Source organism: Haloarcula quadrata (assembly GCF_003634715.1).
GTDB lineage: Archaea > Halobacteriota > Halobacteria > Halobacteriales > Haloarculaceae > Haloarcula > Haloarcula marismortui.
Genome location: NZ_RBWW01000001.1, coordinates 794,666 through 818,405 on the forward strand (window position 1 = coordinate 794,666; position 23,740 = coordinate 818,405).

General features: G+C 62.3%; 28 protein-coding genes and 1 pseudogene. 18 read left to right on the forward strand and 11 right to left on the reverse strand.

Annotated features, from left to right (window positions below):
• Positions 1-82: 82 nt before the first annotated feature.
• Complete coding sequence (locus BDK61_RS04115; protein WP_004958932.1) at positions 83-655, forward strand: YbhB/YbcL family Raf kinase inhibitor-like protein; 573 nt, start codon at positions 83-85, stop codon at positions 653-655.
• 198 nt (positions 656-853) lie between these two features.
• Positions 854-1,033 (forward strand): HVO_0416 family zinc finger protein, encoded by a 180-nt coding sequence (locus BDK61_RS04120; RefSeq protein WP_004515335.1) that lies wholly within the window; start codon positions 854-856, stop codon positions 1,031-1,033.
• 277 nt (positions 1,034-1,310) lie between these two features.
• Here the strand turns inward: BDK61_RS04120 and BDK61_RS04125 are convergent, their stop codons facing one another.
• Positions 1,311-1,808, reverse strand: coding sequence for a PadR family transcriptional regulator (locus BDK61_RS04125; protein ID WP_121302382.1), 498 nt, complete (start codon positions 1,806-1,808; stop codon positions 1,311-1,313).
• 132 nt (positions 1,809-1,940) lie between these two features.
• On the opposite strand from BDK61_RS04125, the gene BDK61_RS04130 reads away from it, so the two are divergent.
• The 3 genes from BDK61_RS04130 to BDK61_RS04140 all read left to right on the forward strand — a co-directional run bounded on the left by BDK61_RS04130 (position 1,941) and on the right by BDK61_RS04140 (position 4,542).
• Positions 1,941-2,291 (forward strand): ArsR/SmtB family transcription factor, encoded by a 351-nt coding sequence (locus BDK61_RS04130; protein ID WP_004958928.1) that lies wholly within the window; start codon positions 1,941-1,943, stop codon positions 2,289-2,291.
• Positions 2,292-2,319: 28 nt separating this feature from the next.
• Entirely contained in the window at positions 2,320-2,619 is a 300-nt protein-coding gene (locus BDK61_RS04135) for a DUF7521 family protein (RefSeq protein ID WP_004958925.1), read from the forward strand.
• A gap of 81 nt (positions 2,620-2,700) precedes the next feature.
• Positions 2,701-4,542 carry a UvrD-helicase domain-containing protein gene (locus BDK61_RS04140; protein ID WP_121302383.1) on the forward strand — a complete coding sequence of 614 codons (1,842 nt, stop codon included), beginning with the start codon at positions 2,701-2,703 and terminating at the stop codon, positions 4,540-4,542.
• 14 nt (positions 4,543-4,556) lie between these two features.
• On the opposite strand, the gene BDK61_RS04145 is transcribed toward BDK61_RS04140, so the two are convergent.
• Positions 4,557-5,669, reverse strand: a complete 1,113-nt coding sequence (locus tag BDK61_RS04145) for an RNA ligase (RefSeq protein ID WP_121302384.1) — start codon at positions 5,667-5,669, stop codon at positions 4,557-4,559.
• A 96-nt stretch (positions 5,670-5,765) separates the two neighbouring features.
• Between BDK61_RS04145 and BDK61_RS04150 the strand changes: the two genes are divergently transcribed.
• On the forward strand, positions 5,766-6,440 hold the full coding sequence (locus tag BDK61_RS04150; RefSeq protein ID WP_121302385.1) for an RNA ligase partner protein: 675 nt from the start codon (positions 5,766-5,768) through the stop codon (positions 6,438-6,440).
• Here BDK61_RS04150 and BDK61_RS04155 read toward each other — a convergent pair.
• The gene (locus BDK61_RS04155) at positions 6,437-6,691 is read right to left on the reverse strand and encodes a DUF7533 family protein (RefSeq protein WP_004958914.1); all 255 of its coding nucleotides are present in this window, start codon (positions 6,689-6,691) and stop codon (positions 6,437-6,439) included. The two genes, BDK61_RS04150 and BDK61_RS04155, sit on opposite strands and share 4 nt — an antisense overlap.
• Positions 6,692-6,803: 112 nt before the next feature.
• On the opposite strand from BDK61_RS04155, the gene BDK61_RS04160 reads away from it, so the two are divergent.
• Positions 6,804-7,295: a metallophosphoesterase gene (locus BDK61_RS04160; protein ID WP_121302386.1), complete on the forward strand. Its 492-nt coding sequence runs from the start codon at positions 6,804-6,806 to the stop codon at positions 7,293-7,295.
• A 3-nt stretch (positions 7,296-7,298) separates the two neighbouring features.
• On the opposite strand, the gene BDK61_RS04165 is transcribed toward BDK61_RS04160, so the two are convergent.
• Positions 7,299-8,363: a type II glyceraldehyde-3-phosphate dehydrogenase gene (locus tag BDK61_RS04165; RefSeq protein WP_004958907.1), complete on the reverse strand. Its 1,065-nt coding sequence runs from the start codon at positions 8,361-8,363 to the stop codon at positions 7,299-7,301.
• A gap of 192 nt (positions 8,364-8,555) precedes the next feature.
• Between BDK61_RS04165 and BDK61_RS04170 the strand changes: the two genes are divergently transcribed.
• Complete coding sequence (locus BDK61_RS04170) at positions 8,556-9,509, forward strand: aminopeptidase (protein ID WP_004958906.1); 954 nt, start codon at positions 8,556-8,558, stop codon at positions 9,507-9,509.
• 187 nt (positions 9,510-9,696) lie between these two features.
• Here BDK61_RS04170 and BDK61_RS04175 read toward each other — a convergent pair whose 3' ends face one another.
• A complete protein-coding gene (locus tag BDK61_RS04175) occupies positions 9,697-10,110 on the reverse strand; it encodes a DUF1648 domain-containing protein (RefSeq protein ID WP_121302387.1) in 414 nt (137 codons plus the stop codon).
• Positions 10,111-10,220: 110 nt separating this feature from the next.
• On the opposite strand from BDK61_RS04175, the gene BDK61_RS04180 reads away from it, so the two are divergent.
• Positions 10,221-10,874, forward strand: a complete 654-nt coding sequence (locus tag BDK61_RS04180) for an HVO_0476 family zinc finger protein (protein WP_121302388.1) — start codon at positions 10,221-10,223, stop codon at positions 10,872-10,874.
• Between the two features lies 1 nt (position 10,875).
• A pseudogene (locus tag BDK61_RS04185) lies at positions 10,876-11,184 on the forward strand (protein-L-isoaspartate O-methyltransferase); the annotation flags it as partial.
• Here BDK61_RS04185 and BDK61_RS04190 read toward each other — a convergent pair.
• A protein-coding gene (locus BDK61_RS04190; protein ID WP_121302044.1) for an IS630-like element ISHhi1 family transposase occupies positions 11,166-12,187 on the reverse strand; the annotation gives its coding sequence in 2 pieces (ribosomal slippage) (positions 11,166-11,681 and positions 11,684-12,187; 1,020 coding nt in all). The pseudogene BDK61_RS04185 and the gene BDK61_RS04190 sit on opposite strands and share 19 nt — an antisense overlap.
• 76 nt (positions 12,188-12,263) lie before the next feature.
• Here BDK61_RS04190 and BDK61_RS04195 point away from each other — a divergent pair.
• Together BDK61_RS04195 and BDK61_RS04200 are read left to right on the forward strand one after the other, a co-directional pair.
• Positions 12,264-12,572 carry a protein-L-isoaspartate O-methyltransferase family protein gene (locus BDK61_RS04195; RefSeq protein WP_244209681.1) on the forward strand — a complete coding sequence of 103 codons (309 nt, stop codon included), beginning with the start codon at positions 12,264-12,266 and terminating at the stop codon, positions 12,570-12,572.
• A 61-nt stretch (positions 12,573-12,633) separates the two neighbouring features.
• Positions 12,634-13,365: a protein-L-isoaspartate O-methyltransferase family protein gene (locus BDK61_RS04200; RefSeq protein WP_004958889.1), complete on the forward strand. Its 732-nt coding sequence runs from the start codon at positions 12,634-12,636 to the stop codon at positions 13,363-13,365.
• On the opposite strand, the gene BDK61_RS04205 is transcribed toward BDK61_RS04200, so the two are convergent.
• On the reverse strand, positions 13,362-13,808 hold the full coding sequence (locus BDK61_RS04205; RefSeq protein ID WP_004958888.1) for a DUF7382 domain-containing protein: 447 nt from the start codon (positions 13,806-13,808) through the stop codon (positions 13,362-13,364). The genes BDK61_RS04200 and BDK61_RS04205 overlap by 4 nt on opposite strands.
• Positions 13,809-13,883: 75 nt before the next feature.
• On the opposite strand from BDK61_RS04205, the gene BDK61_RS04210 reads away from it, so the two are divergent.
• Positions 13,884-14,951: an ATP-binding protein gene (locus tag BDK61_RS04210; protein WP_121302389.1), complete on the forward strand. Its 1,068-nt coding sequence runs from the start codon at positions 13,884-13,886 to the stop codon at positions 14,949-14,951.
• An 11-nt stretch (positions 14,952-14,962) separates the two neighbouring features.
• Here BDK61_RS04210 and crcB read toward each other — a convergent pair whose 3' ends face one another.
• The 3 genes from crcB to BDK61_RS04225 are packed head-to-tail and all read right to left on the reverse strand — an operon-like array spanning position 14,963 to position 16,055.
• Positions 14,963-15,322, reverse strand: a complete 360-nt coding sequence (gene crcB / locus BDK61_RS04215; RefSeq protein ID WP_121302390.1) for a fluoride efflux transporter CrcB — start codon at positions 15,320-15,322, stop codon at positions 14,963-14,965.
• Complete coding sequence (locus tag BDK61_RS04220; protein ID WP_121302391.1) at positions 15,322-15,705, reverse strand: fluoride efflux transporter FluC; 384 nt, start codon at positions 15,703-15,705, stop codon at positions 15,322-15,324. The genes crcB and BDK61_RS04220 overlap by 1 nt, the downstream gene beginning before the upstream one ends.
• Positions 15,706-15,707: 2 nt before the next feature.
• Entirely contained in the window at positions 15,708-16,055 is a 348-nt protein-coding gene (locus BDK61_RS04225) for a hypothetical protein (protein ID WP_121302392.1), read from the reverse strand.
• Between the two features lie 300 nt (positions 16,056-16,355).
• On the opposite strand from BDK61_RS04225, the gene BDK61_RS04230 reads away from it, so the two are divergent.
• The 4 genes from BDK61_RS04230 to BDK61_RS04245 all read left to right on the forward strand — a co-directional run bounded on the left by BDK61_RS04230 (position 16,356) and on the right by BDK61_RS04245 (position 21,670).
• Positions 16,356-18,317, forward strand: coding sequence for an archaea-specific SMC-related protein (locus BDK61_RS04230; protein ID WP_121302393.1), 1,962 nt, complete (start codon positions 16,356-16,358; stop codon positions 18,315-18,317).
• Positions 18,318-18,361: 44 nt separating this feature from the next.
• Positions 18,362-18,979 carry a rod-determining factor RdfA gene (gene rdfA, locus BDK61_RS04235; RefSeq protein ID WP_004958870.1) on the forward strand — a complete coding sequence of 206 codons (618 nt, stop codon included), beginning with the start codon at positions 18,362-18,364 and terminating at the stop codon, positions 18,977-18,979.
• 215 nt (positions 18,980-19,194) lie between these two features.
• Positions 19,195-20,298, forward strand: a complete 1,104-nt coding sequence (locus BDK61_RS04240) for an aminotransferase class V-fold PLP-dependent enzyme (protein WP_121302394.1) — start codon at positions 19,195-19,197, stop codon at positions 20,296-20,298.
• 76 nt (positions 20,299-20,374) lie between these two features.
• Positions 20,375-21,670, forward strand: coding sequence for an NUDIX domain-containing protein (locus BDK61_RS04245; protein ID WP_121302395.1), 1,296 nt, complete (start codon positions 20,375-20,377; stop codon positions 21,668-21,670).
• A gap of 24 nt (positions 21,671-21,694) precedes the next feature.
• Here BDK61_RS04245 and BDK61_RS04250 read toward each other — a convergent pair whose 3' ends face one another.
• Positions 21,695-22,441 (reverse strand): MBL fold metallo-hydrolase, encoded by a 747-nt coding sequence (locus BDK61_RS04250; RefSeq protein ID WP_121302396.1) that lies wholly within the window; start codon positions 22,439-22,441, stop codon positions 21,695-21,697.
• Between the two features lie 95 nt (positions 22,442-22,536).
• Here BDK61_RS04250 and BDK61_RS04255 point away from each other — a divergent pair, with 95 nt between their 5' ends.
• Positions 22,537-23,673: a site-2 protease family protein gene (locus BDK61_RS04255; protein WP_121302397.1), complete on the forward strand. Its 1,137-nt coding sequence runs from the start codon at positions 22,537-22,539 to the stop codon at positions 23,671-23,673.
• Positions 23,674-23,740: the final 67 nt, after the last annotated feature.

Here is a 23,740-nt window from a genome sequence, read left to right on the forward strand (position 1 = left end):
AGTGGTGTCCCGTCCCCGGATTCGATGTGGGACGTGGCGGGGTATCACAAGGCAAATTACTACCTGTCCCTCCCACTCTGATATGCGCCGTCGCCACTTCGTCCAGACACTCGGGGTGTCAGCACTGGTCGGGAGCGCGGGCTGTGCCGAGCAGTCGGACGACACAACATCGGCCTTCGAAGTGTCAAGCCCCGCGTTTAGTTCCGGAGACGAGCTTCCGGCCCGATTCACCTGCGATGGCGACGGTGTTTCGCCGCCTTTTGTCATCGAGCGCGTCCCGGAGCCGACGGCAGCGCTTGCCATCACAGCCGAGTACGACGGTGGTGTGTTCAGCCAGCCGGTGTTCTGGACGCTCTGGAACGTCCCGCCGGAGACGGAGCGGATTCCCGCAGGGCTCCCGCGCGAGCCGACCCTCGACACGCTCGGCGGCGCTCGACAGGGAACACACCCCCCCAATGATCCGGGGTACGAACCGCCGTGTCCACCGGCCGGACAGCCCTACGAACACCGGTTTCAGGTGTATGCACTCGGCGAGGAGCTGTCTATCGAGGGTGGAACCGAACAGGAACCGGCGACGGAGGCCATCGCAAACGCACTCATCGCTAGCGCCCGTCTCACTGTGGACTACACTCACACAGCTGCGACCGAAAGCTAACGAGCGGCACCCGGACACGAGCGGATCCAGCACGCCGTCTGAACGACTCTCATTTGTTGCTGTCTGCTGGGTGTACGGCTCCTGAGTGGCACAACCCGCTGTAACTGACCATCTCGTCGCACGTGGCGCGCCGCTAATTATGGCAATGTTTCACAATACCATTAAACCTATATACTGATGTGCTATACCATATCATGTATGGCGTCCGCACCGAGTAGTGACGATATGTTCGACGAGTTCCTCTCCCAGCGTGGCCACGACGTGGACCAGAGTGGTTGGGAAGAGAGCTATAACAAGAAGCAGTGCCCTGATTGCGGCGGTCTTCACGAGTCGACAGCGGCACAGTGCTCGGTGTGTGGCTGGACACCGGTACGGTAAGGATACTCCGCTTTTCGGTCTTCCACCTTTCATCCGAGAGCGACAGTACCGACCTGCAGAACCGGCAGTTCGCTCTCTGCCGAGCTGTGCCTCACGCCGTCGCTTGTCGTGACAGCAACGGTATAGACAGTCGGAACTGCGTTACAGTGCGCAGAAAGGAAGTGGGGAGTCTTTGCGTGGCCAGCCGGCGGTTGGGGGGTCGTGTGCCAGCGGGCCGACCGGTTCGTAGCCGACGATTGGGGGGTCGTGTGTCGGCGAGATAACCGGTTTGTGGTGGTTACAGCGCATCGAGCGACGCATGGAGGAACAGCCCGAGCGCGAGATGTTGGTATGCGGACGTCGCAATCTGCTCTTTTGCAGCCGCATCGTCCGCGATTCCGTACTGTTTCGTCTGGACGAGTTCGTGCATCTGGAGCGTGCCATCCGCTTCTAACTCGTGCAGCCGGGGGTACACTGTCCCCGGGCTCAGTTCGGCACCGAACTGGGCTTCCAGTTCCTCCATCAGTCCGGTCCCGTGGGTGCCACCATCGGCGACTGCGATCATCGCCAGTAGGATCTCTTCCAGACTCTGTGTGACCAGGCCGTCATCGACCGCGGTCTCGCCGTCGACGACGTCGTCAATGACCGGGTCCAACAGCGACTCCGTGATGGCGTCACGACTGGGTGGGTCATGCGATTCCGGGCGCTCTGTATCGCCGACAGGGGTCACTCGCTCATCGGCGTTTCGGCCCTGCATCTTGCCCGTCGTCACGCGACGGAGGTTGTCTCCGGACATCGTCTCACCTGAACGCAATCCGCACTGAGGGTTACAGAGGCTATCGTGATATAAACGGGGCAGTGTTTTCTGAACGTGAAACCACCACAGTGCTCGAAAACGGTTATATAATATGACGCGAATCTTGGTGTAGTGGCTGAGGAACAGAGCATCGAGGAGATTCTCGATACGATCGGCGACCAGCACGCGCGCCGTGTACTCGCCGCAATCAGTCGAGAACCGCAGTCGGCAAAGGAACTCGCAGAGGAGTGTGACCTCTCATTGCCGACGGTGTATCGACGTATCGAACTGCTCGACGAGTACGACCTCATCACCGACCGGACGCTCGTCGCCGAGGACGGAAACCACTACAAGGTGTACGAGTCCAACTTCGAGTCGACGGTCATCTCGCTCGAAGACGAGGAGTACAAAGTACGCATCTATCGGGAGGAGAACCTCCCGGACCGGTTCAGTCAGCTCTGGGACGAGCTGAACCCGGAATGAGCTTGCCGACCAGTGGACGGGTGACCGCATGACGACTGGCGTGGCTATCGCACGTAGTGTGCTCATCCTGATGCGGATGGTGGTGTTCGGGCTGACACTCGGTATCACCCTGATTAGCTTTCAGGCCTACCGGAAACGCCCGTCAGAACGCCTCCAGTACGCGTTTGTCGGTTTTGCGTTCATCAGTATGGGCGTCGCTATCTCCAGCGTTATCACGCAACTGAGCGCCGGTGAGACCGGTGCCATCGTTCGCGTGTTCTTCCAGATGTCGGAGACGATCCCGTTTATCATCGGGTTCGCGATGTTGTACGTGTCGCTGTACCGGTGAGAAATCTGCTTGGGATCGTCTGTCACTTGCCGTCCTCCTAAAGCACGTTGTTTATTTGGCCGCGGTCCCACTACATGTTCAATGACTGATTCGACCACCGAGGTTGTCCGCCTGTTCGGTGGGCCCGGTAGCGGGAAGACGACGGCGCTGCTCGACCGCGTCGACGAACTGCTGGAAGACGACGACGTCGATTTCCGTGACGTACTTGTTGTCTCGTACACGCGTGCGGCGGCCGCCGAGATCCGTGAACGGCTCGCGGACCGACTCGGGCTGTCCCCTCGTGCCCTTCGCGGGAACGTCTGTACGATGCACGCGAAGGCGTACGAACTGCTGAACCTCTCTCGTGGCGATGTCGTTGGCGAAGACGACAAGGAAGCCTTCTGCGAGGAGTTCGGCATCGAGTACGAGGACGAATACGAAGGGTCCCGGCGTCGGTCGGCCCGCTCGACGACCCTCGGGAACAAGATCATCGCAACGAGTCAGTGGCTCCAGCGGACCCGCCGTGACGTCGCCGACTGGTACGATGTCCCGTTCAAGTGGGACGACGAGGAGGTCCGACTCCCACCCGAGATCGACGACAACGCCCAGACCGGGAACAAGTACACGCCGACCTGGCCAACCGACGACGACCGTGTTGACGTGCCAAGCGTCATCCGCGGCTGGCGCACCTACAAAGGCGAGAACGACCTGACCGGCTTCGCAGATATGCTCGAACGGGTCGCCCAGCGCTCGCTGCTCCCCAACGTCGACTATCTCATCATCGACGAGTTTCAGGACATCACGACGTTGCAGTACGACGTGTACGACGAGTGGAAACCCCACATGGAGCGGGTGCTCATTGCCGGCGACGACGACCAGGTCGTCTACGCCTGGCAGGGCGCTGACCCCGACCTCCTGCTTGAGGAAGTCGTTACCCAGGACGAGGTCCTTCCGAACTCCTATCGGCTCCCCTCGCGCATTCTGAACGTCGTCAACCGCGAAGTCCGCCACATCGAGAAGCGCCAGGAGAAAGACCTCAATCCGCGCAAGGAGGGCGGCCGCGTCGAGGCGGTCCAGAACCCCTCGATGTTTGACCTCTCACGGAATGTCACGCGGACCATTGAGCAGTCCGACGAGACGGTGATGGTGCTGTTCCGCGCTCGCTACCAGATGTTCCAGTTCATCGACGAGTTCATCGACAACGGGATCCCCTTCTCCTGTCTCACTGACCAGCGGATGTGGACTGACCGCCTCACCCAGTACGTCAACGGGCTCGAAGCCGTCGAAGCTGACGAACCGCTCACGGTGCTCGAAGCGCGCCGGCTCGCTGATATGCTCGTTGACTCCGCCTTCGGGACGGGCGAGCGCGACGACCTCTTTGACGCGCTCGAAGAGATCGACGAGTCCCACGAGGACGAAGACATCGCCGATATCGAAATCGAACCCGACGTCGTTCAGGAGCACGTCCCGTTCCTCCCCGATTTGGCCTCGGCAGGCGACATGCTCCGGAAAGTGACCAACTTCCAGGAGCGGACCGTCGACGCGTACTTCACCGGCGACTACACCGGAATGGACGCCGACCGTGTTCGTGTGGGGACTATCCACTCCGCGAAAGGTCGTGAGGCCGACCACGTGTTTGTCGCGACCGACCTCACGGAGAAGGTCGTCGAACAGATGGCCGCGACTGTCGACCAGCAGGGTATCGAGGTGCCCGGCATGGAAGAATTCACGAAACACACCAGCCCCATCCCGACGCTGACCGACAACGAACGGCGCGTGTTTTACGTTGGGATGTCCCGCGCCCGCGAACGGCTTGTCCTGCTTGAGAATCTCGTCGACGGCGCGCCGACGCTACCCATCGACGTGTTGCTGGAGAACGAGCCAAGTGACCGCTCTATCGAGCAACTGCTTGACGACGCCAGCGAGACCCTCGCGGCTGACTGACGCGGCCGATTTCCTTACTCGTCGATTGTTCCACCCTCCAGGTAGTACCTCGTCTTATCACGCGTTGACTGTGCGATCTTTGTAAATGTGACCACCCGCTGGTCACCGTCGGCTTCGTCGTGCTCGACGTGGAGTTCCAGCCCCTGGTCGTGGAAGTACGACAACAGGTCGTCGATGGTTCTCGGGTCGCCGCGAACGGTGTGCGTTTCGCCGACCGGGTCGCCCGCGTCAACCGCCCGTACCGTCTCGACTGCAGGCTCGAGGATGGCCTCGCCGAGTTCTCGTGCCCGCTCGCGGACTGCTGCCGGCGACTCGCCGCGTTCGACCGCCTGAAAAGCTTCCCGTATGACACGCGTGAAAACGAAGTCCCGCCCGTAGTCGAAGGGTAGTTCGAACGCGTGTTCGAGGTCGGCCCGGTGGATAGCGCTCGTTGTGTACTTCAGCGCCGTCTCCCCGTCGGCCGATTTCAGGACTACGCCTTCCCGGCCACGGGCGTTCAGGTCGTCGATCCGTTCGCGGGCAGCGTCGACGGCTGCCGTCGGCGTGAACGTCCCGTAGTGGCCGACGCTGTCGAGGCCGTAGGTCGTACACCGGTCGAGTCGCCGTTCCACACCCATCGGTGTCCCGGTCTCGCGATGGCGGATCCCGAACACGTAGAACCCGACCTCATCGACCTCGCTGTAATCGTGGTCTGTGTAGGGATTCGCCGGCCCGACGAGTTCGCCACACAACATCTGCTCCGGGTGGTCATCGAAAAACGCCTCGGCGTCCAGCAACGCTTCGACCTTCCGCGTGGTGTAGGGGCAGACGAACCCGCTCCGGGTGAACGCCAGGAGGTCGCCGTCGATCCGTGCAACTCTGACGTTGTAGCCGTTGAGTTTCTCCTCGATGGCGACGGGGCCGTCGAACGTCTCTCGGATCGCCGGTTCGAGGACGAGCGCACGCGGCATCGACGGATAGCCGCGCACGATCACGTCGCCGACGAGCGCCGTCCCGCGCTCGACACCGTGACGCTCGTCGCTGAGATGTCGATACCGCTGTCCACGAAACCACTCGGTATCGAAGTGTTCCAGCAGGTCCTCGGGGTCGGTGTCGATATCGAACAGCGACCCCCAGTCTCTCGACATACGTGTTTCTTGTTGACATGACACTAAAATACTGCTGGCGAGCGTTACTACCGTACCTGTCAGAGAGCATTAGTGGCCGGCTATCGTAGCGCTAGTATGGTCGACCGCCCGCTCAAACAACGGTTCGTCCTCGATACGTCGCTGTTTCTCACCCCCGAAATCAGGAGCGGCGACGAGGACTTGGAGGCGGCCTGTCTGGACCTGCTCGGTCTCATCTCGGAGGCGAAACTGGTCCACAACATCTCCTGTTACATGCCACCGTCGATACAGGCGGAACTGACGACAATGCTCGAAGACCGGGCCATCAGCGACGAGGTGCTGACGAAACTCGACACATGGGTCATCACGAAGTCACCGGCTCACCACGAGGTGCGGATTCCGGCGGACCTCGTCTACGAGTTTATCGACGAGATGTCTGAGCGGGTCGACCGTGGGCTGCGCGTCTCGGAGAAGGCCGTCCGGAAGGCCGAGGAGTCGCGGGCCGAAACGGTCGAGGAACACGACCACATGACCGAAGTGGACAAAGTCATCTCGGACCTGCGCGACGAGTACCGGGACACGCTCCGACAGGGCGTGCTCGACTCCCGCGAGGACTTCGACCTCCTGATTCTCGCACAGGAACTGGACGCCGGCGTCGTCACGGAGGACCAGGGCATCATCAACTGGGCAGAGGACTTCGGACTGCGGTATCTCAAGGGCCGGAACTTCCCGCCGCTGCTCAGGGAGTATCTCGCCGCCGACGATCCGGACCGCTGGCGCGACGAGAGTTAGTCGTCGTCGCCACTGTCCGGTGGGTTTCCGCCGGGGAGCGCACTGCGCGCCCGCCCAGCGATTGCGCCGGGGATATCTGTCGGGGAGGGAGCGACCCACTCGATAACCAGTAAGGCGGCGGCTAACCCGAGAAAGACCGCACCGATCGCTGTTTGGCCGCGAGCGAGGTTGTCGACGCCGAGGAGGGTGACCCGCGCAGCGAGTACGACCGCAACCATCAGCTCGATTGTCCCGATGAGTCCCCGTGCCATCGGCTGCCGTAGGCGGTGACTAAACAAAAACATCGCGCCTGCGTGACGACTTGCGTCCGCACCAGCGCCGAGGGACATACGTTCAAGTCGCTGCCGGCTGAACCTCGCTGGTATGCAAATCGGCATCGTCTCGGATACGCACGACAACGCGTCGGAGGTCGAAGCCGCAGTTGAGACGTTCGCTGACACGGGCTGTGAGACTGTCGTCCACTGCGGCGACTTCGTTGCGCCGTTCTCCGTGACACCGTTCGACGGCGACTGGTCGTTTTACGCTGTGCGCGGCAACAACGACGGCGAGTGGGCGGTCCAGTCCACCGTCAAGGAGTTTGGCACGTACTTCGGCGAGATGGGTGAGCTGACAATCGACGGGCACACAATCGCAGTCTATCACGGAACTAGCGGGGAAATCGTCGACGCGCTGGTCAAGTGCGGAAGCTACGACTACGTTTTCCACGGGCACACGCACGAACGCGGTTCCGAGGAGCGTGGGGGTACGGTCCGAATCAACCCCGGCGGCATTTCGATTCCGCTGGCGCCCGAGCCGTTTTCGGTCGCGACGCTCTCGACGGAGACTGGCGAGGTCAAATTCCACGAACTGGGGTGAGAATCAGTCGTCGGCGTGACTGTCGACGCGTTGCGGGCTCCCGTCGTGTTCGACGAGGCCGCGCCCGACACCGAGGGCTTCGTCGGTCCGGCGGATGCTCTTTTCAGCGCTTGCGGTCCGCTCTGAGAGCGCGCGAACGGCGTCGATGTTCTCCGGCACGACATCGGCTTCCTGGTGAATCGCCTGGAACAGATAGAGGTCCCGCCCCTCAACTGTGATGGATTCGGCCCAGATACAGTTCTCCCACACGTCACCACGCGGGCGACCGGCGTCACGGGTGTACTCCTTGAGTTTCCCTGCGCCGTCGATACCGAGCGTCTCCGGGATGAGGAACAACCGCGATTCGTCGGCGAGCAGCGCCGTGACCTCCTCTGTGGTGGGTTCGCTTTCCAGCGTGACGTTGACGCTGTGGGTGTGCATCTGCGTCGTCGGGACCTTCATGCCCATCGTATCGATGTCAAGGTCGGGAAAAATCGTCTGGACGTCGGGACCGTGGTGGGAGGGGATTTCGACGGGGTCGGGGAGTGTGTCGTTGATCGGGCCACGACCGGTCTGGCCCGGGTCGGCACCGCGCCGTACCAGTGTCACACGCGATTTTTCAACGCCGTATGATTCCCTAAGCGGTGCGAGCAGGCGTGAAAGGCCCGTTGTATTGCATGACACGACGCGGGCCGTATCAGCCCCGACTGCCTTCTCGTAGTTGGCGCGAGCGTTGAAGCTCACGTCTGCCACATCGGCATCCTCTCCACCCTGGAAGATGGCCGGCGTGTCATGTTCGGCGTATAGCGACGCGTTGGCCGCGCCGACGCCACTTGGCGTGGTGTCGACGACCACGTCGCTCGTCTCGATAAGGTCATGGACCGTACCGGCCGTACCGAGATCGGCTTCATCGAACGGTTCGCGGCCGTCCGCGGCGTAGAGATCATAGCCGCGGTCGTCCGCGATAGTTGCCTCGAAGTTCGGCGAGCGCTTTGCGACGCCCGCAACTGTCATATCTGGCTGGACACGCACCGCGTCAGCGACGCGTTTCCCGATGGTGCCGAAGCCGTTGATGCCCACGTGGAGCATACACGTCCATCTCTTCGGGGAGAGTATATTCTTTGTGATTAATTTATGGAGAAATTAACTCAGATAGTTGTACCTCTGGATATTGTGATCTTTTAGCACGAATTACCAGAAAACACTGAGATGGTGCGTGTTTCGCCGGCATACGCCGGCAGTCTATCAAGAGTTATTCAGCCGGAGTACGCAATCAGTTGTATGGACAACTCGTCGCTACGCGCGCCCGCAGAAACCGCCGTCAAACAGTGCCTGAACCTCCAGTCCGACGAGTCATGTGCCGTCATCACTGATGACCAGCGGAAGGCGATCGGCGAGGCGCTGTATCGCGTCGCCGCAGAGATTACCGACGACTCTGTTTTTGTGCGCTACCCGCCGGGCGAGCAACACGGTTCGGAACCGCCTGCGCCGGTCGCCGGCGCGATGGAAACCGCCGATGTCGTGCTCGCGCCGACGACCAAGAGCCTGAGCCACACCGAGGCCCGGACCGACGCCAACGAGGCCGGCGCTCGCGTTGCGACCCTGCCCGGCATCAGCGAGGGCGTGTTCCTCATGGGGTTAGACGCCGACTACCACCTCATTGAACAGCACTGCGAGGACGTGCTGGCACAGGTCGACGACGCCGAGGAGATCCGGGTCACGTCCCCCCAGGGGACCGACATCACGTTTGGTATCGGTTCCCGTGAGTGGCATATGGACACCGGCATTGTCCACGAGGCCGGCGAGATGTCGAATCTCCCTGCCGGCGAGGTGTTCCTCGCCCCTGAAACGGCCGACGGAACGTTCGTCGTCGATGGGACGATGCGCCCCCACGGCAAACTCGACGGGAAGCAACTCACCTTCGAGGTTGAGGACGGGTACGTCACGGACATCGACGACCCCGATATTCGCGCACAGGTCGAGGACGCCGCTGACGAGGTTGGCCGAGACGCCTACAATCTCGCCGAGCTCGGTATCGGCACAAACGTCGCCGTGACCGAACTCGTCGGTTCCGTCCTTCTGGATGAAAAGGCCGGTGGCACGGTCCACATCGCTATCGGCGACGACCACGCGATGGGCGGCGACGTGCACGCGCCCATTCATCTCGACGGGATTTTGACGGAACCGACCGTGTATGCGGATGGAGAGGAAGTGAAACTTCCTCGGGTGGAGTGAGCGGTAACGCCGCGAACGTGGGGAGTTCGTAGACCTCCCGAAGACGAACGGCGACTGACGGGAGCCGTGAGGACGGCGAGGAAGTGGAACTTCCTCGCGTTGTATCGTGCCACGCGACGAGAACGGACTCCACAGTAACGCAAAGACCCGTGAGTAGCGGACGCTGACTGACAGCCGACCGACAATATCAGTCTGCATATTCCGTCTTCAACGCGTACGCGACCATGACAACCGTCCAGACGAGCGACCCGATGAGGACGAGGTCGAACGGCACTGGGTAGCTGAGGTTCCACGCAAGCACAAGCCCGTGTACCGCACCCATGAACGCCATCGTTGCGACGGTGATAGTGGCCGCCACCTGCGGCGCGTCTGGCGGGTCGTAGCGGAACGCACCCTTTAGGACGAGGAGGGTTGCAAGCATCAGAACTGGCATGAGAACGGCACCGACCGGCTTCGAAACGTAGGTATCGGGCGTGCCCGACGCGGAGAAGTGAATTGCGATTTCAGCGGGGAGGCGCGACCAGACTGTGAGACCAGCTATGGTTGTCAGGCCGATGATGACACCGCTTGCGATGTCGGCACGGCTCTGTTGGCGTGCCATACTCGGCGTTTGGTCCGGCGGCACAAGAAGGACAGCGTGACTGTGCGAGTGAGAACCACGAGCAGCGCCGTGGCGACGACCATTTAGGGGAGCACAGTCAACGGCTGTATATGACAGACGCTACACCGGGCGACCGCATCGCCCTCCCGTGTCCGGCCTGTTCGCCGGACCTGGAAACGGTTCACGAGGTGCTGAAGCCGGGCGGCCACGTGACGGTTCGCTGCACGGACTGTGACCACGTTCACAAGGAACAGCTCCCGGAAGAAGAGACACTGCAGCGTAGTGTCGTCGTCTCACAGGACGGGGACTCCTTCACCGCCGAGGTTGACGTGCCGGCCGAAGAAGAACTGTCCGTCGGCGAGGAGTTCCTGCTGGAGACCGAAGAAGCGGTTGTGACTGCGCGCATTACCAGCCTTGAGACCGCGGACGGCCGCGAGGACGAGGCGGCTGCCGAGGACGTCGAGACCATCTGGTCGCGGGCCGTCGGAAACGTCTCGGTCAACGTTACGATGCACCCGAAAGACGGGACTCACGACGAGACTGAGAGCTTCAAACTCCACGTCCCCGGCGACTACGAGTTCGTCGTCGGCCAAACCGAGGAGTTCGGCGAGGAGGAGTTCACCGTCGAGGGGATTCACGTCCGCGACGACGCCCACGGCTACGACCACGAGAACATGGACCACGACGGCGACATGGGTATTGCGAAGGATATCAACCGACTGTACGTCAGGGACGAGTCGACCACGGCGTGGTCGGCCTGGTAGGATGGCCGACTGGGACCGGCAGCGGTCGCGGCTGTCCGACCGTCTGCGAGAACGGGTCGCCGACGAGGATGTTCTCGCGGCGGTAGCGTCGGTTCCACGCCATCAGTTCGTTCCGGACGACAAGCGACACGATGCCTACGCCGACCGTCCGCTCCCGATCGGGTCGGGCCAGACGATTTCTGCGCCGCACATGGTCGCAATTATGTCCGAGTTACTCGACCTGTCTCCCGGAGATCAGGTACTGGAGATCGGCACGGGCTGTGGCTACCACGCCGCGGTGACTGCTGATACTCACGGACATAAATACGTGAAGACATCTGGAACTTCAATTCGATCGAGTGCAGTGAGCGCAGCATCACGCAGATCGTCGAGTGTGTCGAACAGACGGTTGCCAAGTTCTTGATCGAGTTGTCGCCAGCACTCTTCCGCGGGGTTCAGCTCCGGTGAACCCCGCGGAAGGTAGCACAGTTCGATCGGCGTGTCTTCGACGAATTCCTGCACTGCGTTAGCCGTAAAATACGACGCGTTGTCCAAGATGACGCAGATTTTCTCGCCGAATTCGGTTTGGAGAGCGTCTAGCAAGCGATTCGTCGTGTCGCTGTTGAAGTTCTCCTCACAGGGTAGAAAGAACGTCTCGCCGGAATCGCTGATTGCACCGAGTAGTTTGATGCTGTCCCACGCGCCCGTCACCGGGAGTGACGGGCGCTCTCCTTCGGGAAACCACGCATAGATCAGCGTCGAGAGCACCTGACGCGTCTGATCGATGGTCAGGATCGTGTATTCGTCGTCCAGGTTGTCGCGCTTTTTTTGAACCCTTCTTGCCAGGCTTCTTGCGCTCGCTCGTCGGATTTGTAGTACTCCGGCCGGGCTGTCTTCCAGGACAGCCCGGCCTCGGACATCAATCGACGGACGTGGCGTTCACAATACTCAACGTCGAATTCTTCGGCAAGATAGTGACGGGCTAGTGGAACAGACCACGCGGGCGCGTCTAGTCCAACTTCTTCGGGTGATTCGTGGAGAGCCTCAACGAACTGGTCGTATTGTTCACCAGAGAGTTCTGCTGTTCTGCCTTCACGTGGATCGTCATAGACGACTTGCTCGACCGGCTCATCAGCGAGCCGGTCGAGCCGCCCAACCCATCGAGACAGCCATGGACCGGTGTATCCGTACCGCTCAGCTACTTCTGCCATCGTTGCGTCGTCTTCTTCGAGGTAGTTAATCACCGCCATTAGCCGCTGTGTCGGCTTCTTGTCCTCGACCTCCGCGAGAGCCTCGCGGAGGTCGTCGAGAGTGGCGTCGTCAAGCGCGGCCATACTCGACAGTCACACTCTATCCTAAAGAATTTTTAGCCGACAGTATGAACTGGTCGGCCCAGAGAACGTCTTCAGCGTGGAGTACCACGCGACGCTGGCAGACGAGGCACGCGAGACACTAGCAGCGACCGGATACAGCAGCGTTTCTGTTCGAGCCGGTGACGGCAAGCAGGGGTGGCCAGAACACGCGCCCTACGACCGGACGTATCTGACCTGTGCCGCGGCGGATTTCCCCGCCCCGCTCGTCGAGCAGACCCACGATGGTGGCGTCCTGCTGGCTCCGATCGGCGACAGCCAACAGCGACTCATCCGAGCGAAGAAACAGGCTGGCGGCACGCTCGAAAAAGAGGATCACGGCAGCGTCCGGTTCGTCCCGTTGCAGTAGGGTTTTCGACAGACACGGCCGTTGTCGCGCCATTGATATAGCTCCGGCCGAATACACTAATATGGATCCGGCGGTACTGCGGGACGACATGGTCGACAGCCTCCAACACGAGAGTAAGGGTGTCGTCCGGAGCGCGTGGCTGTCGACAGCGATGCGTGCCGTCCCCAGAGAGGCGTTCGTCGGCGAGCAACAGGCTTACTCCGACCGCCCATTTGAACGCCTCGGCACGCGCGTTCTTTCGCCCAGTACCGCCGGCCGGGTGCTCGAAACCCTGTCACCCGAGGAAGACGACGATGTGCTCGTGGTCGGTGCCGGCGTCGGCTACACGGCCGCCGTGCTGGCAGAACAGGTCGGCGCAGCGAACGTTCATGCGATAGATATCACGCGCCGCCTCGTCATCGAAGCGCGCCAGAATCTGGCAGAAGCAGGCTATGATGCCGTCCTCGTGGACCGTCGTGACGGGGCTGACGGACTCCCGGAGTACGCACCGTACGACCGCATTCTCTTGGAAGCCGCCGCAATCGACCCACCCCGAGCGCTCCTCCAGCAACTAACCGACGACGGCCGCCTCGTGATGCCGCTTGGCACCGGCGAGCAGTCACTGGCCGTCGTGGAGGCCGATGGCTCGGTCAAGCGACACGGCACTGTCGCGTTCCAGCCGATGCTCGTCGAGGGCGAACAGGCTGATACCGTCGAGCGCAACCGGACTCACCGTGAAGACCGCGAGCGTGCCCGCCGGGCCGCCCAGTCCCGCGCCGGCTGGGAGCAGGAATGGATTGACTGGGACGGCTAGGGCGACTCGACGACGAGCAGGTCGGTGTTCGAGCGAGCGTCTTCGTAGTTACTCCCTGCCGGTGGTTTCACTTCGAAAGTGACGGTGCCGTCCTGTTGGTTCGGCCCAAGCGACGGCGACAGTGAGAGGGTCACGTTCCCCGCACTACCGGTCTCACCGGTCGTGACCGACGAGAGCGTTGCTGTCCCACTTTTGGCGACCACTGTTGCACCGGACACGGGCGACCCTTTTGAGTCGACGACGGTGACAACTACGTCCTGCGTCCCCGGATTCGTCACCTCTGGGTGGGGTTCCACATCGACCTCGGTTACTTGCAGCGTCTCGATCCCGGAGATGGTGCTCATCATCACGGAGAGGCAGGCGACACCGACCACCAGCGCGATAACGAGACGAATCGGTAGCCCCTCGATGGCACGTTCGTCGCGCCACAGCGAATCTGACATGGACAGGCGTGGCTCCGAACTCGTATTTGAACCCTCGGACGAACGTTCAAGTGCTGGAACGGGCCAACCGGCGGCATGGTCGTTATCGGACGTGAGGCAGCAACGGGGCCAACGACGCGGCTGGGTCACTATCGGGCCCGCGACGGGAGCCGCGGCGCTGCGGTCGATATCGATGTTGACCGGCCACACGTCGGCCTCGTCGTCGGCAAACGCGGGTCAGGGAAGACGTACACGCTTGGCGTCCTCGCCGAGGGACTGATTGCTGCTGCAGGGGTCGCCCCAGTCGCCGTCGACCCGATGGGGGCGTTCACGCCGCTTGAAACTGCAGACGTGTCTGCGATGGTCGTACATCCAAGCGTTCGTGCGGACGCACTCGACCCGCGCCAGTGGTGTACGGTGCTCGGCCTCGACCCGGAACAGGGCGCGGGAGCGCTTGTGTGGCGGGCGGCGAGCGAGTGTGCGACCCTCGACGGGATGCGCTCGTGGGTAGCCGATGCGGATGCAGCGGCGAGCACCGTCCGCGCGGCGGCGAACTATCTCGCGCTCGCCGCGTCATGGGACATCTTCGATGATACGGGTATCGAGATGCAAACGCTGTGCAGCGATAGCCTGACTGTGCTCGATATGTCGGGACTCGCTTCCCGACCAGCCGGCGCGATCCTCGCCGCTGTCGCGACTGCGCTGTACGATGCTCGGATAGCTGAACAGACAAGCCGACTGCCGTGGCTGTTGGTCGACGAGGCCCACGTGTTCACTGACGGCGTCGCCCGGCGTCCGCTCCGGCGACTTGTCACTCGGGGCCGCCAGCCCGGGGTAAGTTGTGTGCTGGCGACACAGCGACCCAGCGCGGTGCCAGCGACGACCGTCTCCCAGACTGACCTGCTCGTCGCCCACCGACTGACGAGCATGGCGGACATCAACGCCCTACAGGCGGCCCAGCCAACGTATCTCGACGGCGATTTCGCGGCTCGATTACCAGAAACAACCGGTGACGCGCTCGTCGTCGACGATGGCACCGAATCCGTCCATCACGTGACCGTCCGCGAACGGCGGACACCCCATGGCGGTAAGACACCGCGGGCAAGCGACTTCGCAGCAGACAGCGCGCACGAAGCCCCTTCAAGAAATTGTGAAACCCGATAGCGCGGCGGGAATTAGATGATCCGCACGATGCCCCAGGCAAGCCCGATTCCGACCAGCGCACAGGCGAGGTTCCCGACAGCGTTGAGCGCGGCGAGGGCCACGTAGTCGTTCTCCCACAGTCGGACCGTCTCGACCGAAAACGAGGAAAACGTCGTGAACGAACCGCACGCACCGACACCGACAAGCAGTGCCGCGTCACCGGTCACACTAGCGAAGGTCAACAGTCCCAGAGCGAAGCTCCCGAAGGCATTCACCGTGAGCGTCCCGAGCGGAAACGTCTCTCGCTGGATTGCACCCGCCAGATAGTGGCGACAGAGTGCGCCGAGCGCCCCACCGGCCCCGACCAGATGTGCCGATTCGAGAGCGACCATTACTGACCACCTCCGGCGAACAGCCGGACGACTTCACGGCCGACAAGGACGCCGGCAAAACCCAGAGCGTAGCTTCCGACGACGTTCGCGACCGCCCACTCGGGTGTCAGAACCGTCTCTACCGCGAACGTGCTGTAGGTGGTAAACGACGAAATGAACCCAGTTGACGCGGCTAGCTTCGTTTCGCTGGCCAGCGCACCGACCTGAAGCCCCTCGTACACCAGGACGCCGAGAGCGAAACTGCCGCAGACGTTGACCAGCAGCGTCCCCTGTAAGCCCGGGAAAAAGAGGCCGACGAAGTACCGGAGGTTCGAGCCAGCAAAGCCCCCCAGACTCACGAGGACGATAGTTTCGACCGTTACCAGCGGGTGGGTGTCTGCCATCGTTACTCCCCGAGTATCTCCGCCAGCCGCGCTTCGCCAAGGGTGTCGATGAGTTGTGCGAGTTCGATAACCCGATCTTCGCCGAGTGTTTCAACGAGTTCACGGATCTCTGCCGGGTCGAACGTCCGGGCGACGTAGCCGAGGTTCTCTACCATCCGCGTGGTCCGGTCGAGCGTCTCTTCGTCGGGGCGTAGTGTCAACGGTCGGTTGGTGAACTTGCCGTTTTCGTTGAAGTAGCAGAACCGTAACTCGGCGGTGTCGCTGTCATCCGGGTCGACGATCTGCAAGACACCATACCCACTGTCCCACTCGTCAAGTTCGACCTCAAGCAGCGTTTCGTAACGGGTCATACGACCAGCTTCCAATCACGCCGACTTATAGATTGGCATATTGGAAGCGGTTACAAGCGGGAAATATTACTATACACAACAAAACAGCAAGACTGGAGAAACAGCCTATCTGTCTTCGCCAATAGCTCTAGCTCGGAATAATATTGGTACAGGTGTTATTCCAGAACCGATTGTCGGTCCGTTCGCTGTCTGCTGTGTAATACCACTTCTGACGTATTGGCCCGCAGTAGGGACATCAATCTGTAACTTGGTTTCCAGCAATGAAACTATTTTTATATCCTCTCCGACTACGGCAGAACAATGCCAGAATCAAAGCAAGGCTCTAGTATCGCCCATTTCGATGTAACCAACATCGGTGGGATCGACGAAACCTCCGTCGATATTCCACCGGGTGTGACGGTGCTGACGGGGAAAAACGCCACAAATCGGACGTCGTTTCTGCAGTCTATTATGGCGGCGATGGGGAGTACACAGGCCACGCTGAAAGGCGACGCAGACGAGGGAAGCGTTGCCCTTACTTACGTGGATGAGGTGTACGAACGGACGCTCACGCGAGCGGGGGACGCTGTTCAGTTCGACGGCGACGGATATCTTGACGACCCTGCGGTCGCCGACCTGTTCGCGTTCCTCCTCGAAACCAATGAGGCACGCCGGTCCGTGGCGCGCGGCGACGACCTCCGCGAGATCATCATGCGGCCGGTCGATATCGACGCGATCCGTTCGGAAGTCGAACAACTGGAAGCGGAGAAAGGCGATATCAATGACGAACTCGCCACGGTTGAATCCCGTCAGCGCGACCTTCCGGATCTCGAACAGCGCCGGACCGAACTCCGCGAGCAGATCGAAGAGAAACGCGAGGAACTGGCCGAGCGGGAAGAAGAGATCGACAACAGCAGTCGAGATATCGAGGAGAGCCGTCAGGAACAGGATGTCCTCGAAGAGAAGCTTGACGAACTCCGCTCGACGCGGTCGGATCTCGAATCTGTCCGGCGTGATATCGAGGCACAGGAAGAGAGCATCTCCTCGCTGAAACGCGAACGGTCCGACCTCGAAGACGAACTGGATGACCTGCCGGAGACGCCGATGGGCGACCAGCAGCACCTCGAAGACGAGATCGCAAGCCTGCGCGACCAGCGCCAGCGGCTGAACAGCGAGATATCCGACCTCCAGAGCCTCATCCAGTACAACGAGGAACGGCTCGAAGAGGAAGACTACGATGTCATCCAGTCGCTCGAAGACGCGCCCGAGGGCTCCGACGGCGCGGTGACAGAACAACTTCTCGAAGGCGAAGACGAGGAATCCGTCGTGTGCTGGACGTGTGGCTCGACGGTTGACCGCGAGCAGATCGAAGACACCGTCGACCGCCTGCAGGACCTCCGCCGGCAGAAGGTCGAGGACCTCAACGACATCAAGTCGGAACTCGACGACCTCAAGACCGACCAGCGCGAGGCCGAAAAGAAGCAGCGCCGTCGCGAGGACGTCGAGCGGAAGATCCAGGAGACGGAAACGGAGATCGAACGCCGTGACGAGCAGATCACTTCGCTGAAGGACCGACGCGAGGAACTGACGGAGGATGTCGAGTCGCTGGAAGACGAGGTCGACAATCTCGAATCCGAGGACTTCGACGAAATTCTCTCGCTGCACCGGGAGGCAAACCAGCTCGAGTTTGAGATCGACAGCCTGGAGTCCGACCTTGACGACGTGTCGGCCGAAATCGAGGAGATTGAGGAACTGGTCAACCGGGCCGACGACCTCCGCGACGAACGCGACGCTCTTGTCGAGGAACTCACCGACAAGCGGACGAAAATAGACCAGATCGAGGCCAACGCTGTCGACGAGTTCAACGAGCACATGGACGCTATCCTCGGGATCCTTGAGTACGAGAACCTCGAGCGCATCTGGATCGAACGCGTTGAGCAGACCGTCCGTGAGGGGCGCCAGAAGGTCGACCGAACGGTGTTTGAACTCCACATCGTCCGGACCACCGAGAACGGCGCGGCTTACGAGGACACCATCGAGCATCTCAGCGAGAGCGAGCGCGAGGTGACCGGCCTCATTTTCGCCCTCGCGGGCTATCTGGTGCACGACCTCCACGAGAGCGTTCCGTTCATGCTGCTTGACTCACTGGAAGCCATCGACTCAGCGCGGATCGCCGAACTCGTCGAGTACTTCGCCGACTACGCCGAGCATCTTGTCGTCGCCCTCCTGCCGGAGGACGCGCAGGCGCTTGACGACGACTTCAACCGCATCACCTCGATCTAACCCCGTAGTCTTTTAGTTCCGGTTACCGTACGTGGGAACAACAGATGGCGAATACGACAGACGGCCGGCCGTCGAGCAAAGTCGCTCGACTCATCGACGAGTACGAACTTGATGGACTCGGTGCGGAGATGGAGGCGCGCTGGACGGGTGACGGTGAAGAGCGTATGAGTCTTCGTGACCTTGCCGAGTTTTTCAACAAGCGCCTCCTCGAACGCGAACTGGTCGATGCGGGCCTGAGCGCGCTTGAAAGCGACGTGGAATCGACCTACGAGAATCTCACCGGTGACGACATCAGCACAGGCGTTCGGACTGACACCGTCAACCGACTCGAACGCAACGGCGTCGACGTCGACAGTCTCGAAACTGACTTCATCACCTATCAGGCCATCCGGTCGTATCTGAAGGAATGGCGCGGCGCGGAGTATCAGGGGTTGTCCGACGACGAGAAGATCGAAAAGGATCTGGAAAGCATTCAGCGACTCCTGACCCGAACGCTATCGGTCACCGACCAGCGCATCGAGAAACTACGCGACACGGGTCGCATCGACATTGCGGACTTCGAGGTATTTCTGGACGCACAGGTGCTGTGCCAGTCGTGCGGTAGCCAGTACGCCGTTGCGGAGTTCTTCGAGCAGGGCGGCTGCGAGTGTCAGCAGGACTGAGTCGCCACTCTGGCTCTATCTGACTACATCGAGCATCTGCAATGGCTCGTAGATATTCAAACAACCGAGAAAGATTGCGAAACACAACAAGATAGGCAATTCAGTCCAATAGTCGGCCATAGAAATAGAACCGTGCTGTCGTCTCGGGAATCCGCCGTCGAATCCGCCTGCTGGGTCACACAGGGCTGAAGGCGTCGGGGACCATCGGAACGGACATGGACCCAGTCGAGCTCCGAGCGTCGATTCCGGCACTCGAACGGTGTACGTACTTCAACACGGGGGCAAGCGGGCCGACGCCGCGCCCCGTGGTCGACGCTGCGACGGCGTTTCTCGAACGCCACGCCTTCGACGCACCCGCCGATGAAGGGCCCTATACGGTTGCGTGGGACGCTATCGCGGCGGCTCGCGAGGTCGTCGCCAGCCATATCGGGACTGACGCCGCCAACGTCGCCTTGACTCGCAGTACCGCAGACGGGGTCAACATGGTCGCCGGGGCCATCGACTGGCAGCCCGGTGATGTGGTGGTCCGGACTGACCTCGAACACCCGGCTGGCACACTCCCCTGGGACCGGCTGGCCGACACCCACGATATCGAGGTCCGGGTGCTGGAAACAGACGGCGGTCGGCTCAACATGGCGGAGGTAAAAGACGCTGTGGCCGACGCCAGACTGGTGGCGCTGAGTTCGATCTCCTGGACCCACGGGACCAGACTCCCGATTGCGGATGTCGTTGCGGTAGCCCACGACGCCGGCGCACAGGTGCTCGTCGATGCTGTCCAGTCTGTTGGGCAACACCCCGTCGACGTGACCGAATGGGGCGCGGACTTCGTGGCCGCGGCGGGCCACAAGTGGCTACTGGGCGTCTGGGGTGGCGGGTTCCTCTATGTCGACCCGGACGCGTACGACCGACTGCGCCAGACTCGTATTGGTTACCGGAGCGTCGAAAACCCCGGTGCGGACGGATACAAGTATCACGAGGGCGCGCGCCGCTTCGAGGTCGGAACCACCTCACCGGTCCCCTACGTCGCGCTCGCGAACGCCATTGAGACGGTCGAAGCCATCGGATTCGATACAATTCAGCCCCGTGTCGAGCGGCTGACCGACCGGCTCAAGGACGGCCTCGGCGACCGACTGCTGAGCCCCCGCGACTACGAGTCGGGACTTGTGACGTTCACCGCCGACGACCCCGAGGCGACCGTTGAGCGACTCGCGGCTGAAGGTATCATCATCAGGTCACTCCCTAACCCTGATGCGCTCCGGGCGTCCGTCCACGCGTTCAATACGGCCGACGACATCGACCGCTTACTCGACGCGATGTAGTTCCTTCAACGTCCCCGCCTCGACTGCGGCCCCACTGGCCCGGACTTTCTTGCCCCGGCCGGTCGTTCCGTCTCGTATGGAGACACGCCCCGTCGTGACGTGCTTCCTGCGTAGCGAGGGCGAAGTGTTGCTGTTGCGCCGGAGCGATGCGGTCGGCTCGTATCGGGGCCAGTGGAGCGGGGTCGCGGGACACGTCGCCGACGACGCCGGCCGGGACCGGGACCCGGAAACGGCCGCGCGGGCCGAAGTTGACGAGGAAACCGGGCTGGCCGACGCGGTGACGCTCGTCCGGCAGGGCGACTCGTTTCAGGTCGCTGACACCGACCATGGGGTTCGCTGGCAGGTCCACCCGTTTTTGTTCGACTGCGAGGCCCGCACGGCCGAGACGAACGAGGAGTCGACCGAGACCGCGTGGGTCCACCCGCCGGAAATATTGACTCGTGAGACGGTCCCGCGACTGTGGACCTCCTGGGACCGCATTCGCCCGCGAGTGGCGGCCGTTCGCGAGGACCGGACCCACGGCTCGGCGTGGCTGTCGCTCCGGGCGTTGGAGGTGCTGCGCGACGAGGCTGCCTTGGCTGACGCCGGACGGAGCGACGACCTGGAGACGGCCGAGCGGGACGGCGACGACTGGGAGGCGCTTGCCGCCCTCGCCGCTGAAATCCGGGAGGCCCGCCCATCGATGGTCGTCATCGCGAACCGCCTCGACCGGGCGATGGCTGCCGTCACTGACGAATCGCCGGCGGCTGTTGAGCGGGCCGCGACCGAGGCGCTGAACCACGCGGTGACCGCAGACCGGGTTGCCGCGGCCGTCGCCGCCGAACATGTCGGCGACCGTATCGCAACGCTGTCTCGGTCCGGGACAGTCCGTGCAGTGGCCGCCGCCGCTGCTCCCGAGGCTGTGCTCGTCGCCGAGTCACGGCCCGGCGGTGAAGGCGTCGGCGTCGCCGAAACGCTTGCTGAGAGCACCGCGGTGACGCTGACCACCGACGCGGCCTTTGGCCACGAACTGGACGCGTGGAGCACCGACACGCTCGTCGTCGGGGCCGACCGCGTCCTGCCGGACGGTTGCGTGGTCAACAAAGTCGGGACCCGTTCGGCAGCACTGTCGGCGGCCGCCGCGGACGTGGACTGCTACGCGGTGTGTGCGACGGACAAGATTACACCACGCGCTGCGTGGGACAGGGAGGAACGTGACGCTCAGGAGGTGTACGCCGGCGCCGCCGACATCGCGGTGTCGAATCCCACCTTCGACATAACGCCGGCGTCGGCAGTGACGGTCGTCACCGAGCGTGGCGTGCTGGAGACTGACGAAATCGGTGGGATAGCTGACGCCCACCGGGACCGGAGCGAATGGACCGAGCGCCGGTGATATCCGAGACTGGTGGGCGCTCGGTCACTGCTCGTCTAGCACAACCGGGACGCCGGCTTCGGCCACGTCAGCGGCGAACTCACGGGAGTCGGCTTCAAGATTAGAGAAGGTGTTGTAGTGGACCGGCATCACGAGGTCCGGGTCGATGGTCGCGGCCAGCGAGGCGGCCTCGTGGCGGTCCATCGTCGCCCGCGGGCCGATTGGCGGACACAGTAGCGATACCTCAAGGGTCCGATGGCCCGGAAGGACGTCCGAATCGCCGGGATAGAACACTCTGGTGCCCTCGACGGCAATCATGAAGCCACAGCCGAAACCTTCGGGGTGGTACGGTGTACCATCGGGTAGCGTATGCCGGCCGTCTGGCTCGTTGTACGCCGGTGTCGACCAGATCGGCACGTCCTCGACCGTGGTCTGTGATTTCATCCCGACCTCGACAACGTCGTAGGGCAGCGAGGACAGCGGTGGAAGGTCCCGGTCGCCGACGCGTTCGTCGATACTCTCGTAGGCAACGATGGTCGCGTCCTCGCTCGCGACGCGCTCGATACCGTCCGGGTCGTAGTGGTGGACGTGGGTCACACAGACAATGTCGCCGTCTTCCGGCCGATAGTCGCTGCTTGGCGGATGGCCGATACCGTCCGTGTGGGGCTCCCACTCGCCGGTGAGCACGCCGTACCGGCCCGGGTCGACGTACACCACCGTGTCGTCGCCGGCGAACCGGAGCGTCGCGTACCCCAGCCAGTCGACGGTCAGCCCGTCGTGTCGAACTGTCATTAGATATCCGTTCACGCTACACCCTGAATAAGGCCGCTACTCGTCGGCGTCGCCCCGGCAGAAGCTATACCCGGCCACTGTTCGTTGGGCGTCACGTGCGAAACTTCCACATCACGACGATCTGGGGGATTCCGATACGGGTCAACGTCTCGCTGTTGATTTTCCTGCCGGTGCTGGCCTGGATTATCGGCAGCGGGGCTCAGATATCGGTGTACGCTGGTATCGTGAGCGTCCTCTCCGGCGTGACGCTTGACCTTACAGTGCTGACCGCGGGCCAGACGCCGTGGCTTATCGGGACCGCCGCGGCCGTTGGCCTGTTCGCAAGCGTCGCCCTCCACGAACTGGGCCACGCCTGGGCGGCGATGCGCTATGGACTCCGAGTGGAGGCAATCACGCTCTGGATTCTCGGCGGCCTCGCCAGCCTCGAAGCCATGCCAAAAGAGTGGAACCGGGAGCTCGTCATCGCGCTGGCCGGCCCTGCTGTGAGTATTCTAACCGGGCTCGCCTGCTACGCCGCACTGTTTGCCCTGCCAGCGAGCGCGCAGGTGACGCTGTTCGTTATCGGCTGGCTGGCCGTCACGAATATCTTTCTCGCCGTGTTCAATATGCTGCCGGCGTTCCCTATGGACGGGGGCCGCGTGCTCCGGGCGCTACTCGCGCGAACGCGGCCCTACGCGACGGCGACCCGCATCGCCGCTCGGATCGGGACCGGGTTCGCTGTGCTGTTCGCTGTCGTCGGCGTCCTCTCGTTCAGCCCGTTGTTGCTGCTACTCGCGCTGTTTGTCTACGGGGCTGCGTCGAGTGAATCCCGTACCGTCGCGCTGGCAGCGCTGCTTGACGGGCTAAGTGTCGATGACGTGGCCAGCCCACTCGATGCGACTATCGAGGCCAACGCCAGCGTTGAGGACCTTGTCGACCGGATGTTCGCCGACCGCCGGACGGAGTTCGCAGTCACACGCGGTGGTGACGTAGTCGGCGTCGTCACCGTCGACGATTTCAGGGAACTCTCCAAGGCCGAACGCGAAGCGGACACCGTTGCCGACCTGATGGAGGCGGATCTGCCGCGATTCCCTGCAGCGATGGCTGCTTTCGATGTGCTCGTCGAACTCGACACTGCCCGGGCTTCCGCCGCCTTCGTCGACGGGCCTGAGGGAACCCGTGTGGTCTCTCGGGACGACTTCTCCAGCGCGATGGAGATGCGACGGCTCGTCGACTCGCCGGAACCGTTCTAATACAGCGTTTAATCGCTCGAATACGGTCCCTACCAGCCAGAAGGCCCTACCTGAAGCCGGCTGGACG

Coding starts and splice junctions, on each gene's coding strand:
- BDK61_RS04115 (WP_004958932.1), top strand. CDS start 83: ATGCGCCGTCGCCACTTCGTCCAGACACTCGGGGTGTCAGCACTGGTC.
- BDK61_RS04120 (WP_004515335.1), top strand. CDS start 854: ATGGCGTCCGCACCGAGTAGTGACGATATGTTCGACGAGTTCCTCTCC.
- BDK61_RS04125 (WP_121302382.1), bottom strand. CDS start 1,808: ATGTCCGGAGACAACCTCCGTCGCGTGACGACGGGCAAGATGCAGGGC.
- BDK61_RS04135 (WP_004958925.1), top strand. CDS start 2,320: ATGACGACTGGCGTGGCTATCGCACGTAGTGTGCTCATCCTGATGCGG.
- BDK61_RS04140 (WP_121302383.1), top strand. CDS start 2,701: ATGACTGATTCGACCACCGAGGTTGTCCGCCTGTTCGGTGGGCCCGGT.
- BDK61_RS04145 (WP_121302384.1), bottom strand. CDS start 5,669: ATGTCGAGAGACTGGGGGTCGCTGTTCGATATCGACACCGACCCCGAG.
- BDK61_RS04150 (WP_121302385.1), top strand. CDS start 5,766: ATGGTCGACCGCCCGCTCAAACAACGGTTCGTCCTCGATACGTCGCTG.
- BDK61_RS04155 (WP_004958914.1), bottom strand. CDS start 6,691: ATGGCACGGGGACTCATCGGGACAATCGAGCTGATGGTTGCGGTCGTA.
- BDK61_RS04160 (WP_121302386.1), top strand. CDS start 6,804: ATGCAAATCGGCATCGTCTCGGATACGCACGACAACGCGTCGGAGGTC.
- BDK61_RS04165 (WP_004958907.1), bottom strand. CDS start 8,363: ATGCTCCACGTGGGCATCAACGGCTTCGGCACCATCGGGAAACGCGTC.
- BDK61_RS04170 (WP_004958906.1), top strand. CDS start 8,556: ATGGACAACTCGTCGCTACGCGCGCCCGCAGAAACCGCCGTCAAACAG.
- BDK61_RS04175 (WP_121302387.1), bottom strand. CDS start 10,110: ATGGCACGCCAACAGAGCCGTGCCGACATCGCAAGCGGTGTCATCATC.
- BDK61_RS04180 (WP_121302388.1), top strand. CDS start 10,221: ATGACAGACGCTACACCGGGCGACCGCATCGCCCTCCCGTGTCCGGCC.
- BDK61_RS04200 (WP_004958889.1), top strand. CDS start 12,634: ATGGATCCGGCGGTACTGCGGGACGACATGGTCGACAGCCTCCAACAC.
- BDK61_RS04205 (WP_004958888.1), bottom strand. CDS start 13,808: ATGTCAGATTCGCTGTGGCGCGACGAACGTGCCATCGAGGGGCTACCG.
- BDK61_RS04210 (WP_121302389.1), top strand. CDS start 13,884: ATGGTCGTTATCGGACGTGAGGCAGCAACGGGGCCAACGACGCGGCTG.
- crcB (WP_121302390.1), bottom strand. CDS start 15,322: ATGGTCGCTCTCGAATCGGCACATCTGGTCGGGGCCGGTGGGGCGCTC.
- BDK61_RS04220 (WP_121302391.1), bottom strand. CDS start 15,705: ATGGCAGACACCCACCCGCTGGTAACGGTCGAAACTATCGTCCTCGTG.
- BDK61_RS04225 (WP_121302392.1), bottom strand. CDS start 16,055: ATGACCCGTTACGAAACGCTGCTTGAGGTCGAACTTGACGAGTGGGAC.
- BDK61_RS04230 (WP_121302393.1), top strand. CDS start 16,356: ATGCCAGAATCAAAGCAAGGCTCTAGTATCGCCCATTTCGATGTAACC.
- rdfA (WP_004958870.1), top strand. CDS start 18,362: ATGGCGAATACGACAGACGGCCGGCCGTCGAGCAAAGTCGCTCGACTC.
- BDK61_RS04240 (WP_121302394.1), top strand. CDS start 19,195: ATGGACCCAGTCGAGCTCCGAGCGTCGATTCCGGCACTCGAACGGTGT.
- BDK61_RS04245 (WP_121302395.1), top strand. CDS start 20,375: ATGGAGACACGCCCCGTCGTGACGTGCTTCCTGCGTAGCGAGGGCGAA.
- BDK61_RS04250 (WP_121302396.1), bottom strand. CDS start 22,441: ATGACAGTTCGACACGACGGGCTGACCGTCGACTGGCTGGGGTACGCG.